General features: G+C 53.7%; 13 protein-coding genes. 3 read left to right on the top strand and 10 right to left on the bottom strand.

Annotated elements, in window-relative coordinates; translation table 11 throughout:
• Positions 1 to 9 precede the first annotated feature (9 nt).
• On the bottom strand, positions 10 to 2,010 hold the full coding sequence (locus AC3DKS_RS03875) for a tetratricopeptide repeat protein (protein ID WP_272606716.1): 2,001 nt from the start codon (positions 2,008 to 2,010) through the stop codon (positions 10 to 12).
• Between the two features lie 456 nt (positions 2,011 to 2,466).
• Here AC3DKS_RS03875 and AC3DKS_RS03870 point away from each other — a divergent pair, with 456 nt between their 5' ends.
• Complete coding sequence (locus AC3DKS_RS03870; protein WP_272606715.1) at positions 2,467 to 2,784, top strand: TerB family tellurite resistance protein; 318 nt, start codon at positions 2,467 to 2,469, stop codon at positions 2,782 to 2,784.
• Between the two features lie 3 nt (positions 2,785 to 2,787).
• On the opposite strand, the gene AC3DKS_RS03865 is transcribed toward AC3DKS_RS03870, so the two are convergent.
• The gene (locus tag AC3DKS_RS03865) at positions 2,788 to 3,177 is read right to left on the bottom strand and encodes a DUF2237 family protein (protein WP_272606714.1); all 390 of its coding nucleotides are present in this window, start codon (positions 3,175 to 3,177) and stop codon (positions 2,788 to 2,790) included.
• Positions 3,178 to 3,341: 164 nt separating this feature from the next.
• On the opposite strand from AC3DKS_RS03865, the gene AC3DKS_RS03860 reads away from it, so the two are divergent.
• The gene (locus AC3DKS_RS03860) at positions 3,342 to 3,668 is read left to right on the top strand and encodes a TerB family tellurite resistance protein (protein WP_272606713.1); all 327 of its coding nucleotides are present in this window, start codon (positions 3,342 to 3,344) and stop codon (positions 3,666 to 3,668) included.
• 13 nt (positions 3,669 to 3,681) lie between these two features.
• Here AC3DKS_RS03860 and AC3DKS_RS03855 read toward each other — a convergent pair whose 3' ends face one another.
• Positions 3,682 to 4,839, bottom strand: a complete 1,158-nt coding sequence (locus tag AC3DKS_RS03855) for a hypothetical protein (protein ID WP_474730735.1) — start codon at positions 4,837 to 4,839, stop codon at positions 3,682 to 3,684.
• A 388-nt stretch (positions 4,840 to 5,227) separates the two neighbouring features.
• Here AC3DKS_RS03855 and AC3DKS_RS03850 point away from each other — a divergent pair, with 388 nt between their 5' ends.
• Entirely contained in the window at positions 5,228 to 5,794 is a 567-nt protein-coding gene (locus AC3DKS_RS03850) for a nuclear transport factor 2 family protein (protein ID WP_272606711.1), read from the top strand.
• Positions 5,795 to 5,796: 2 nt separating this feature from the next.
• Here the strand turns inward: AC3DKS_RS03850 and AC3DKS_RS03845 are convergent, their stop codons facing one another.
• The 7 genes from AC3DKS_RS03845 to AC3DKS_RS03815 form a co-directional block, all read right to left on the bottom strand.
• Positions 5,797 to 6,183, bottom strand: coding sequence for a hypothetical protein (locus tag AC3DKS_RS03845; protein WP_272606710.1), 387 nt, complete (start codon positions 6,181 to 6,183; stop codon positions 5,797 to 5,799).
• 221 nt (positions 6,184 to 6,404) lie between these two features.
• On the bottom strand, positions 6,405 to 7,919 hold the full coding sequence (locus AC3DKS_RS03840; RefSeq protein ID WP_474730731.1) for an OmpA family protein: 1,515 nt from the start codon (positions 7,917 to 7,919) through the stop codon (positions 6,405 to 6,407).
• 24 nt (positions 7,920 to 7,943) lie between these two features.
• Positions 7,944 to 8,639: a hypothetical protein gene (locus AC3DKS_RS03835; protein WP_272606708.1), complete on the bottom strand. Its 696-nt coding sequence runs from the start codon at positions 8,637 to 8,639 to the stop codon at positions 7,944 to 7,946.
• 422 nt (positions 8,640 to 9,061) lie between these two features.
• The gene (locus AC3DKS_RS03830; RefSeq protein WP_474730727.1) at positions 9,062 to 10,414 is read right to left on the bottom strand and encodes a hypothetical protein; all 1,353 of its coding nucleotides are present in this window, start codon (positions 10,412 to 10,414) and stop codon (positions 9,062 to 9,064) included.
• Positions 10,415 to 10,420: 6 nt separating this feature from the next.
• Complete coding sequence (locus tag AC3DKS_RS03825) at positions 10,421 to 11,041, bottom strand: hypothetical protein (protein ID WP_474730724.1); 621 nt, start codon at positions 11,039 to 11,041, stop codon at positions 10,421 to 10,423.
• A 10-nt stretch (positions 11,042 to 11,051) separates the two neighbouring features.
• Complete coding sequence (locus AC3DKS_RS03820) at positions 11,052 to 11,630, bottom strand: lipocalin-like domain-containing protein (protein ID WP_474730721.1); 579 nt, start codon at positions 11,628 to 11,630, stop codon at positions 11,052 to 11,054.
• 12 nt (positions 11,631 to 11,642) lie between these two features.
• Positions 11,643 to 11,795 carry a hypothetical protein gene (locus tag AC3DKS_RS03815; RefSeq protein WP_272606704.1) on the bottom strand — a complete coding sequence of 51 codons (153 nt, stop codon included), beginning with the start codon at positions 11,793 to 11,795 and terminating at the stop codon, positions 11,643 to 11,645.
• Between the last annotated feature and the right edge of the window lie 58 nt (positions 11,796 to 11,853).

Raw genomic sequence — 11,853 nt, 5'->3', positions numbered from 1 at the left:
GCAGGCAATTCAATGCCAGAAGGTTTGTATCCTGGAAAAGGTGTCCGTATTGATGTAATCCTTGAGCAGCGGGTCGTTCCGGAATGCGCCCGTTTCATACCAATGCCCTTCGGCTATTGCGCGCAGCAGGTGCTGGTAGGCTTTCTGTGCATCGCCGGTAATGGCGTAATACTGCCCGATGGAATAGGGGACTTCCCCGAACTGATAGGGTCCTTTGCGAGATTTCAGGTCGGCAATCAGCGCCGCAGCCTGTTGGGTCTGGCCATTTTTATGATAGCAGGCAGCAAGCAGGCTCGTAAAATAAAAATCCGCATCCCCCCTGCCGGTGAGTTGCTCCAGGACGGTTTCCGCCTCCTGGTAGTCTCCCTTGTAAAAAAGGCTTTCGGCAATTACGGGTAAGGCCGTGGAATCCGTCGGGACCTTTCGGTAACCCCGGCCAGTGAGAATCGCGGAGAGTTCTGCGTCCGCCAGGTCCTGCCGCCCGGTTATGATGAATTCTTTAGCGGCAAAAAGCCGTAAGTCTGAAAGTTGGGCGGGGTCGAATAGATCCGCGTATCGGGAAAGGAGCGATCGGGCTTTCGCGAAGTCCCCTTTGCGGATATGGGCGCGCAGCAGGATTTTCTTCAGGATCCCAAAATCCACCCCATCCTCAAACTGTTGTAACAACGCGATGGCAGCGGGGTAGTCTCCCAGTTCGATATCCGACATCGCCTTGATCTTGTATCGCTCGGTGCAAAAGTCGCACTGGGAAAGGTCCATTTCTCCCATTTCCACTTCCCGGAATATGGAGTCCACGCCCTGTGGTTTGTTTACCAATTGCAACGTGAATACCATCATGTTTGAATTGGTCTCCAGATGCAGGGGGGTTATATTGTACTCTTCTTTTTGATAGCGGTAGGCATTCCGATGGTTTCCCTGCAACAGGGCATTGTATACATTCAATAAGTTCAGCTGCCTGGGGAACATGCCGGCGGTGAGTTTAATCCGGGTCAGCAGGCTGTCTGCGGTACGGTAAGCCCCCCGGTTGAAGTAGTGCATGAACCGGTAAATTTTCGGTTCAAAAAAGGTGGTGTCTGCGGCAATGGCCTGGTTGAGCAGGTCCAGATACTTCCGGTCATCCTCATAGCGCCACTGTTTCGCCCGATTGAATAATTCGTAAGCCTCGTATTTGGGCGGGTGTTCCTCCAGGCTTTCCTCTTTGCGCTCCACATTGACAAAATAGCCCTGGATCCGCTGGTTCAGTGCCTCGATACAATCCAGGGGGGAACCCGGGTCGCAGGAAACGGGTTCGAAGGAGATCAATGTCCGGTTCATGGACCCGTCCATAATCGCACACTGGAATATCAGCTGGCCGTCCGCCAAATAGTATTCCCCCTCCACAATTCGGGAGGGCTTCAGGTAATTGTTGAAAAGCCGGTTGTCTTCTGTCGGGATCAGGCTCGCCCGCAGCACCTTGGAGTAATCTGCGATGATTTCCGGAGAGATTACCTGGCCCAGCCTGTTCCGGGTCACCCCGTGGATGATCCAGTCGACGGCCATCTTTCCAACCAGGTCGTTCTCCGGGTCGCCGGTGAGGTTCTTAAATTCAAGGACGGCAATTTTATCGTCGGAATCCAGGGATGGGAGGTCCATGGAACGAATAAAATTTGTGTTGACGATAAACAGGGCGATCCCCAGGCATATCAGGCTGATGAGCGCCAGGAAGAAAAAGTAGATCTTCTGGAATCCGCTTCGCCGGAATTTTCCGGGAACCGGCTCGCCTTCTGTATCGGTTACAGGCTTCCGCTTGATGGAATTGGCCAGCTTGTATTTCCAAATTCCAAAGATGTATAGCGGCAGGCCAATGAGCAGCAGGATGAGCACATAGGCTACCACCTGATTTGAAAAGCCGAGGGGCTCTGCAATGAGGTCGATAACCTGGAGCAAAACCCAACTGGAAACAACGTAAATAGACAGGTTTTTCAGGACATTGTGCTCCTGGCATTCCTTGATAAACTTATTGAACTTCATATGCCGTAACCGGTTGTTTTTGAGAGGGAAATACCGGCGGAAATCCTTGGATTAGATGGTTATTTTAACTAATATAGTGAATAAACTAACTACTAAAGAACAAAGCCATGTCCGATGCAATGAATCCAAATTCCCCGCTGTCGCCAAAGAGCGGCCCGGGGGTGAAGTCCAAGACGGGGCCCGGGGTAAAGTCCAAGACCGGCCCGGGAGTGAAATCCAAGACGGGGCCCGGGGTAAAGTCCAAAACCGGCCCGGGGGTTAAGTCCAAGACGGGGCCCGGGGTAAAGTCCAAAACCGGCCCGGGGGTGAAATCCAAGACAGGGCCCGGGGTAAAATCCAAAACCGGCCCTGGGGTGAAATCCAAGACAGGGCCCGGGGTAAAATCCAAATCCTGAACCTGCCCGGTTCGGGGAGGCCTTAACACAAGAAGGCATCAATTTAACTAATCGGATTCGTGTGAAATACAACCTTGTCGAACAACTGGCCGTCATCAAGGCCCTGGATGAAGTAATCCTGGCGGATAAACTCGTATATGAGGAGGAAGCCTCTTTTATTGCGCATCTCGCCCAGGTACTCGGGTTTAAAATGGAATTGATCCGAAAGGCCCGTAAAGTTGAGGCCGCCCAGGCCATGGCCGTTCTAAAACTCATGTCCGAAAACAAAAAGCACGCCCTGTCGGTGCTGCTGCGCGAGGCTGCAGGGGCAGACGGCCGGATCACCGATGCCGAACTCGAACTGATTCAGGGCATCCTCCAGGAGATTGAAACCAGCTGACAGTCAATCCTTTCCGAGGGCATCTTCCGGAGTGTGCTTGTGTTCCAGCAACCATTCAAACTCCAGGATTTCCAGGGCTTTCCGGTGGGTTGCTTCCAGGATGACCGGGGGTGCATTCCCTTCCCCGTAGGCCTCCTTCCAGCGGGAGGCGCACAGGCACCAGCTATCCCCGGGCCGCAGCCCCGGAAAATTAAAATAGGGCATCGGCGTGCTCAGGTCGTTTCCCCGGGAACGCGTAAACTGCAGAAATTCTTTCGTCATTATAGCACATACCACGTGGGTACCCGTATCGCCAGGCCCCGTCCTGCAATTCCCATCCCGGTAAAAGCCGGTAAGCGGGTCCCGGCTGCAGGGGATGAGTTTTGTACCCAGTACGTTGAGATTTTCTTCCATAGTACCCTAAAAATACATCCCCTGTGCCGTCTGGCAGTCAAATTCCGGAATTATTTGGTGATGCGGCAGGCGGGGCGTAGGCGCCAAGGAAATATCTTCCTATCTTTTCCCCTGCAAATCAGCAGCGGCAAAAATTGCAATTAGCTGCAGGTAAAATCCTCGGAATGCCCTTTAACTTAATGGAAAAACTGGCCGTCCTCAAGACCATTGACGAAGTCATCCAGATGGATGAGGAGATCAAAGACGGCGAAATCGATTTTATGAACCGCCTGTCCGATACGCTGGATATCGATCCCGACCTGGTCCTGGAGGCTCGGAATTCAGAGCCAGCCGAGGCCCTGGCGGTACTTCGTGCCATGCCGGATGAACAGAAACAACTTCTGGCGCGCCTGCTCAATGAAGCGGCTAATTCGGACGGGGAGGTGGATGAGCGTGAAATCCAGTTCATCTACCGGGTGTTGACCGCTGCCGGGATCCGGTTGGCCGGTTGAGTTCCCCGGATAATCACTGGATTACCCGGTAGGTAATCCGGCGGTTGGTTATTGCCTGGGGTACCTGGACCGTGAGACGGGCTTCCTGGGTTTGGACCTGGGAACATGACGGATTGAACGGAGAAATGACGGCACGGTACAATCGCCCGGACTGCGCCAGGGTCAAGGAAGAAAGGTTTAGGTTGGCAGACTGGGCGCCAATTACCCCGGGTCCGTTATTGAGGTCGGTAAAAGTAATCCCGTTGTCGGTGCTTTCCTGCCATTGATATGAGGCTGCGCCGGTAGCGCTTACCATAAACCCGGCAGCCCCCCCGACAAAAGCGGTTTGACTGACAGGTTGGGAGTCGATTTCAGCACCTGGGTTCACTACCGCTTCCACGGATTCGCTGAATGTATACCCGGAGGCATCCCGAATGGTAACCGTATAAGTATACGTGCCGGCCCCCAATCCGGTGATAACCGGGTTTTCATCCGTCCCGCTATATATGTAGCCCAATGGCCCTGTCCCAAACCAGCTAAACGTGGCGCCGACAGAGCCAGCACCGGAAGGGTTGGCATACAGATTCAGGGCCTCCCCCTCACAGATCGGGCTATCTGCCGATGGCGCAACGGCCAGGGACCCTCCCTGGTCGTTAAGTTCTTCGAAACTGTAATCCGCTCCGGCGCCCCCGTTGCAGGTAGAATACATCCTCGTGCCAATCACCAGGCGCTTGGCGGCGCTGCAGGGTTTCCCGTCGTCCAGGACACCCCCTGAAACCCTGAAGGCAGCCCCTGCCGGCAGGTAGAGGGTAACATTGCTTGTCCATACGGCGAAACCGCCAGACAGGATATCGATCAGAGGCGTCGGTAAAACGGCATTGCCATTGACTGCGAAAGTGTCTGTTGCGCCCAAGCCATCCCCAACGAACAAGGCGTTGATGGTATTCGGGACACTGGTGTTCAGGCTGATGGTATTGCCACCCTGGATATAGACATTGTTGGTGCCGGCCGTGGCCCCCGGATAGGTGGTGGCCGCTACCCAGGAAGTTCCGTTGTATGTTTCCCACACCAGCGGGTTTGTCCAGGTGCCGGTCCCCACAGAACGGAAATCGCCAGTCTGTTGGGCATAAGCGAAGCATCCCACCAGCAGGAAGGCAAGGGTAATCCATCCGGTACGCACCCGTTCAACCATACAGCGATTTTATGAAATCTAGCAAGATCCCGGATGCCATTCAAAAGAATGTTGTGAAGCCCGGCCTCCCTGTGGTCTGTATGCGAAAACTGAAGCAGTAACTACATGCGGGAAGGGCTTCCATCCCATTCGGGGGGACAGGGGGGGTCGGCTTGGTTCTTGGGCTGTTGTAGGCCGCAGCCCAACGCGGGTGTAGTTGTTCTTTCCGCTTTGTACAGGCGTAGCCGGTTTGTAAGAGGAACCCGAATCGACCCCCTGCAATTGCCCGGCCGATCCCGGGACCGATGATTCCAAAATTCCCTTGAAGATACGTTGGAAAATAAAAAGCATTCGCGCCCTAAGTTTTTGTATCTTAAGAAGATAGAGAACCAATTAAAACCGATTAATTATGAAAGCAATTAAATGGATGCTGTCGCTTCTGGCAGTCATTGTCCTTGCAGCGTGCGGGCAGCAAGCGGAACCTGAAATGGCGGAAACGGCGGAAGCCAAACCGGATTACGAGGCCTTCCAGAAACAGGTGGGCATCATCGAAAATCTATTTGCCGCCCATGCCGCCGAAAACCTGGAGGGCATAGACGCGCTGCTGGCAGACACGCTCCAGTACAGCCCGCCCGCCTACAACGGCGGTCAATGGGTGGGGAAGGCGGAATTCCTGGCGGGCATCCGGGGATACCACGAGAACTTTGACAACATCCAATGGCATGGGGGGATCGTCATGCCGGACTCCACAGTGGGGGCCTTCTGGTCGGGCTCGGTATTCCCCGCATCCACAGCGAGCGATGTTCCGGATGTGATTCGCGTCTACGGTACCTGGCACGCTACCCATACAGAAACCGGGAAGGATATCGGGGTCAAATTTTTCAGCCTGATCACCTTGAACGATTCGGGGAAGATTTCCCAGGTTTCCGAATATTTCGACGTGAACGGCCTGGCCGTCCAGATAGCGGAGGAGTAGAATTACCTGCCGGCGATAATTTGGATGCCCCGGGAGGCACTGGGCCTGCCGCGTCGGTTCTTCCCGCGGAACAACTCGATGACCACCCCGACTGTAACGCCCCCGGCGACGGTTGCGGCCAGATCGCCGTTGTCCCATACCCCGTACCGGTTTTTGTCGATGGCCTCTTTGGCCATCCCGGCGATGAGGCTGCCCCCGACGGCCCCGGTAAGCGTCCACCAGCGGTTGCCGCCGGAGATTTCGTGTGCGATAAAGGCGCCGGCTGCCCCGGAGGCTACGCCGGCTCCGTAGTGCAGGAATTTGTCCTGCTCAATCTGGGCGCAAAGCGGGTACCCCATTAACAGGAAAAACAAGATCGGGCCAAGGACTTGCGGCCGTGCAGATTTCATTGCGGTGCGGAATTTATTAACGTCTAACTGCCCGCAAGATACAAATTGGCTTATTCCGAGAGGTGCGCTTCCACTTCAATCTCGATCATCAGTTCCGGCTCTTTCATCATGAAGGCGATTGGTTGACAAAATTAAGATCTATGAATCGCAGGTAAGTTTAGCAAATTAGGCTTCGCATTGTATTCGGGATTGCTGATTTCTGCAGGGATCCCTTTGGCAATTCAGTGGGGGAGTACAAGGATTTCTACACGGCGGTTTTTCTGTCGGTTCTCATCCGTGTCGTTCGGGGCTACGGGTTGGCTGTCGCCATGTCCGTAGCTTTTCCACTCAAAATTTTTCGAAAGACCACCCAGGTGGGATACCAGATGCTTCCTAACGCTTTCTGCCCGTCTTTCAGAGAGGACGCGATTTGAGGGGCCATTGCCTACATTGTCCGTATGGCCTTCAATGATGAGGGTCCCCCCTCCCAGTTCCTCGATCCTGGGGATAATGGCAGCCAGGGTGGATGCTGCCTCCGGTTTCAATTCGTGCCGGCCAAATTCAAAAAGGACGGAACTGTCTAATTGGAGCCGTACGGCTCCCCCGATAGCGGCTATGGCGTCCACATCGGCACCCGGCACCATACTCCAGGTATTCAGGTCGGTGAGCCGGACATAGGTAAAGGTTTCGCCTGCCCGGACGTAAGGCGCGATGTCCACCATGGCGGTCCCTCCTTCAATTTTTCCAATTTCCGTCCAGTTGACCCCGTCTTTGGACAGGGCTAATTTTGTCGGTTCTATCTTCCCGGTTTCAAAGATGTAGAGGTCGGGGCCATTGACGTCTGTAAGGGCATTATCCAGAAACTGGACGGTCAGGGAACCCAGGACTCCGATATTGCAGATGGTGGGCCTCGGTTTCACAAAGTTGGATTGCCGGGTATCGGGTTCCCCGAGCGCGCCCTCCGGGTACAAACCTTCCTCCCCCGGGTCGTAGGAAACAACTTCATCCGCAAAGGAGCGACACCCCAGGGGCAGGTAGATGAAGGTATTGCGTGAATCCCTGTAGGTCATGCCCAGGGTTGAATCGTTGTGGTGCCATCCGGGGTTGCGTTCGTAAAACGCTTCCCTGGCCTGTCGGGCACCGCGAAAAAATTGCTCAGCTTTGAGCTGTAGCCCGGAATGCCGCTTTTTCAGGATTTCTTTTAAGTTTTCCGAGAGCGTGTCCGGGCGGGTGCCGGGGTAGGCGGTGCCATTTGCAGGGTCCATGAATTGCCGTGCCTGCCTTTCGTTCAGGAAGTCTGGTTTTGCCTCAATGGAGGCCAGCAGGGCTACTTCCTCCGGGCGGATGCCGTAATGATCTGCCAGCAATTCTTTCGCCTTCTCCGGGCTGGCAACCCCGAGCTTGTTATACAACTCGTTGTTTTTCAATGTTGCAAAAAATGAGAACCCGGTTAGGTTTTCCTCTATAAACGACCCCTCAAAGGGGTTGTTTTCTACACTTTCCGGATTTCTGTCGGCCCCGGTGCGGCCGCTGGTGTCGGAGGCCTGTTTACCGAGCAGGGACTGGAGGTCATTAAGTAACCCTTCGGGTGTCTTCGTGGCCGCAGTATTCCGTCCCCGCTCCGATCCCGGGGTCGCTGATTCAGACGCGTCTGTTGGGCCACCCAACCGGTCCATGGAGGGATTTTTGTCCTCTTTACAGGACAGGCACAGGGCAATGGCGCCCATGAGCAACGCATTAAGGATTTTTTCCGGCATGTTTGTGATTCCTGGGGATGTCTGCTATTCGGCTATCCTGTCAATCTTTATCTGTTCAATCTCCAGGGGCTCATATTTTACATAATAGCTCTCTGTTCCGGCGATTATCGGGCTGATTTTGATTTCCCTGCTGGCTGCAATAAAATCAAAAAGGATCTCATTGAACTGGTAGTTGATCATCCAGACATCGTTGTGGGACCCGGTAACGTTGGTCATCACTTTCTTGTTTCGGTATTGTCCGGGTTTTAGTTTGATGGTTGCCCGGTATCGTTTGCCCATTTCCGGATTGAACCGGATAACCAGGTACCGCATTTCCGGCATAAAACCGGGTGCCCCGTTATTCAGGCGGGGGTAGTATTTATTTTCAGGGTAGATGCTGATATACCGGGCGTTCTGCTCGTAGGTCCCGAAATATTCCACCACCTGCATATCCTTGTCGCGAAGGCGGCGGGGCCCAATTTCCCAGGAATCGTTGAACTTGAGCCGGAGCAAGGCTTCCCGATCTGCCGACGCGGCGGGGAGCTGGGCAATCTGGGCGGGCCGCAACCGGTCGAATTCCCGGATGGATATCCGTTTGGGGACGGCCAGCGTTTTTCCTTTCAGGTCGATCCGGGTCGAAATATTGGCGGTTTTTTTGTTTTTAACCGGAGCAAATTGCGCCGAAGCGGCCAGCGGGCCGAAACAGCATATTAACAGGCAGATAATTTTGAAGGGTTTCATATTGTAATGATTTAATTAATGGATTCGCGTCATGTAGTTACTACACGGGTCCGAGCTATTGTCGGAGTATTCGTTATTCTGGATGGTTATTGCTACGGTTTTCCAGGTTTCACTTCCCTGTGTGTTTTGCCATTTAACCTTTCCCTCATAGGTTCCCGGGGTTTTTTCCCGTATTCGGTAGCCCACTTCGTCCTGTGTAAAGCGATACCTTTCCAGCCCACCGAGTTCCGAATAGCGACCCAAAATTTCGCCGCCCGGCCCCCTGCGAAATGTTATCACCCTTCCATCACAACCCTCCCAGGATCCCAGAATGCTGGTTTCAGCAGCCGAAGGGAGATGTACACTTGATGTCGATTTACAGCTGAAGGTCGCGCAGCATACAAAGGAGATCATGCAAAATTTAAAGGTGTTCAATTTCATGCTCAGTCTTTTCGCCGGTATTTGTCTTTGATGAATTCAAAGTACATATACCCAAAGCGGTCAAACCAGTCCTCCACCCCGTATCGGGCTTCGCATTCGCTGAGTTCCAGCATGGACCGGGACAGGCTGTTTAACAATTCCGCATACTTTCTGTCGTAGGCGGTTTCGAGTTCGGCAATCGACTTCTCAATATTCCGGCGCTGTGTTTGCCAGGCCATGCCTGAAACGGCGTGTATCCCCGAGGCATTATCCCCGAAAGAGAGTGCCGCATTGGAAAAGTCTTTTGTGCATTTATAGATCGTGGCCAACTGCTCAAAGAGGTACCTCACCTCGTTAAAGCTTTGGCGGGCTTCCAGAAAACAACCGGCGCAGCTGTTTTCGTCATCGAAGCCGTCGTCGTTAAAGGGCACATCGCAGAAAGAAGGGATGCGCGGTTCGCCGGGGATGGGTGTGGAATTGATGCAACTTCCCAGTCCAGTATAACTGTTATAGAGGTTTACTGCGTTATCCAGGAATTCCCGAATGCTCTTTAATTTGTCATTCAGGTCATCGAGATCATCCGAAGGATCGTAACCGTCGCCCATTTCTTTCTCCAGCTCCTCTTCAAATTTGCCGTTGTCCAGATCCTCCCCATTGTAATAGCGGTCTTTATAGAAAAACCCGGGGGTGGCAGTTCCCTGACCGGCGGCCTGGAAGGAGAAGGAGATTAGCAGGACAATCACCGCAGCGGATTTCTTCCCCATGAGTTTACCGGCCAGTAAGCCGATTACCAGCAAGGCCACCCCCAGGGCGATATAGAGAAAAGTATTTCCTCCGGAACTGCTATCCGCCCCGGACTCGGATATCTCGGCCGCGGCCACAACCCCGTCCGAATCGGCGATTTTGACAAACGGGTTGCCCAGGTAGGTTTTTTGGGGCGCACTGGCACTGGCCATAATGGTGAAGTTGATGGTTTCGCCCGAAGGGGAATCGATCTTCAGCCCGATATCGCCGTAGGCCCGGACCTTAAAATGCAGGATGCCGTCTTCAGCGCTGGCTGAGGACTGTTTCTCGATGACGTCCTTCCAGTTATCGTATACCAGGGAAGCCTCAAGGGGGGCAGTATTTCCGAAACCTTTCACCAGGATGTCCACAAAGCGGAACATGTCGTGGCCCTTGATATAGTAATAGCGGGTCGAGTCGACGCTGCTCAGGGTAGCCAGGAATTTGGCGTTTTTGCGACCCTGTCGGGTATCGTCCTGCAGGGCGAGTTCAACGGGCCGGATCCGGTCGTTCAGGGTAAACGGCTGGGCGTGTGCCCGGATGACGGGTAACAGCAGGAAGAGGAGAAGCCATGCGGCGTTGGTCCATTTCATAGACGGTTATTTTTGGTAGTGGGCGATCAGGTAATTCGCAATTTTATAGGTGTTCTGCCGGATTGCCTCCTTTTGTGCCTCCGTCGGCCTGGGGCCGTCGGGGTTGAGGTAATTGTAGCTGATCTTTACGGGATTCCCGTAATTGGGGTTCAGCAGGAGTAAGAATCCCTGGGCAGGATGCCTGGAAATATAGGTGTCGCCGGTTTCACTGACCCGGATATCGTACAGCTCATCCTCCATCGCCGAACGGATGTTGTCCCTTACAATGTCCTGCGGCCACATTTCATTGCCTATCTGGTACCGGACGGTCAGGCCGTCGTCGTGCATGGCGGAATAGGCGCACAACCCATTGTAATTGCTTTTTTCCTCTGCGCGCCCGGCTTCGACCCCCAGGGCTTCGGCGAGTTGTGCGCTGGTGAGCTTGCAGGTGCCCTGGGCAGCATATAAATCCGTGTAATCCGCTTTTTGCTCCAGGGAAATATCCCCGGACGGTGCGGCAGCAGAAGGGGTGCTGTCTGCACCTGCAGGGCCTTCCTTCTTCCCGGATTCGCCACAGGCTACAAAAAACATGAGGCACGGGCTGATCAGCAGAAATATTCGCATCCGGTATATCCAAGGTGTCTCCATCTTATATTTTTTAGTTTCCTTTTTTCAGGGTAACAACTGCCCCGCTCATCGCGTCGCGGATCACCAGTTTCTCCGAAGAGTATTCCAGGATGGTTTGTGTACTGGTAACCTTTGTCCGGCTCACTTCGTCTCGGGTCTCGCCCACCACGGTCATGGTAGTCCCCTCTAATTCGTAGGTCCCTCCGCTATCTGTCAGCAGGTTGCACTCCTCGTCGTAGAATTGCGTGTGATAGGTAGTGCCCGAATAGGTGATGTTGGATTTTCGATTGCACTCGTTCAGGGTTTCGTACCCCGGGAGGCCTTCGAGGGACTCGTAATACCAGGTGCCCTCAAGGACTATTGTTTCCTCAGGTTCCGGATCGGATTTCTGTTTAACCTTGCTGGGTACGCCAAAAATCGCGTCGATGGCCTGGTCTGTTTTATCCTCGGCCTTTTGCTGGACCTTGCGCTCAACAGTTTGTTCCACTCCCCGGGCCGCGGCCTCTTCCGCTTTTTTCCCCAGCTTTTTGAGGAATTGGGCGTTTCCGTGACCGATGGCCCCCAGGAAGAAAATCCCGGCCAGCATGCGAATCATTATCCAATTTTTCATGACACTTGTGGTTTACTCTTTGCTGAAATGCGTTTTTTGAACCAGTTTCTCCTGGTTGACAATATTCAACTCGTAATGCCCCTTTTTCATGTGCACGATATTCAGGTAAATTTTGCCATCGGGGACTGGGGGGAGGAGTCCCTTATAGTGCTTGGGTTCGGGCATTGGTAGTCTACTTTCAAGGATGAAATTACCCGATGCGGGTGAGAAGGCCGGGGAGGTA

Source organism: Robiginitalea sp. (assembly GCF_982776155.1).
This window is presented reverse-complemented; position numbering and strand designations above follow the sequence as displayed.

Excerpts from the sequence above, each read along its gene's own strand:
- AC3DKS_RS03875 (WP_272606716.1), bottom strand. The coding sequence starts at position 2,010 with ATGAAGTTCAATAAGTTTATCAAGGAATGCCAGGAGCACAATGTCCTG.
- AC3DKS_RS03865 (WP_272606714.1), bottom strand. The coding sequence starts at position 3,177 with ATGGAAGAAAATCTCAACGTACTGGGTACAAAACTCATCCCCTGCAGC.
- AC3DKS_RS03860 (WP_272606713.1), top strand. The coding sequence starts at position 3,342 with ATGCCCTTTAACTTAATGGAAAAACTGGCCGTCCTCAAGACCATTGAC.
- AC3DKS_RS03855 (WP_474730735.1), bottom strand. The coding sequence starts at position 4,839 with ATGGTTGAACGGGTGCGTACCGGATGGATTACCCTTGCCTTCCTGCTG.
- AC3DKS_RS03850 (WP_272606711.1), top strand. The coding sequence starts at position 5,228 with ATGAAAGCAATTAAATGGATGCTGTCGCTTCTGGCAGTCATTGTCCTT.
- AC3DKS_RS03845 (WP_272606710.1), bottom strand. The coding sequence starts at position 6,183 with ATGAAATCTGCACGGCCGCAAGTCCTTGGCCCGATCTTGTTTTTCCTG.
- AC3DKS_RS03840 (WP_474730731.1), bottom strand. The coding sequence starts at position 7,919 with ATGCCGGAAAAAATCCTTAATGCGTTGCTCATGGGCGCCATTGCCCTG.
- AC3DKS_RS03835 (WP_272606708.1), bottom strand. The coding sequence starts at position 8,639 with ATGAAACCCTTCAAAATTATCTGCCTGTTAATATGCTGTTTCGGCCCG.
- AC3DKS_RS03830 (WP_474730727.1), bottom strand. The coding sequence starts at position 10,414 with ATGAAATGGACCAACGCCGCATGGCTTCTCCTCTTCCTGCTGTTACCC.
- AC3DKS_RS03825 (WP_474730724.1), bottom strand. The coding sequence starts at position 11,041 with ATGGAGACACCTTGGATATACCGGATGCGAATATTTCTGCTGATCAGC.
- AC3DKS_RS03820 (WP_474730721.1), bottom strand. The coding sequence starts at position 11,630 with ATGAAAAATTGGATAATGATTCGCATGCTGGCCGGGATTTTCTTCCTG.
- AC3DKS_RS03815 (WP_272606704.1), bottom strand. The coding sequence starts at position 11,795 with ATGCCCGAACCCAAGCACTATAAGGGACTCCTCCCCCCAGTCCCCGAT.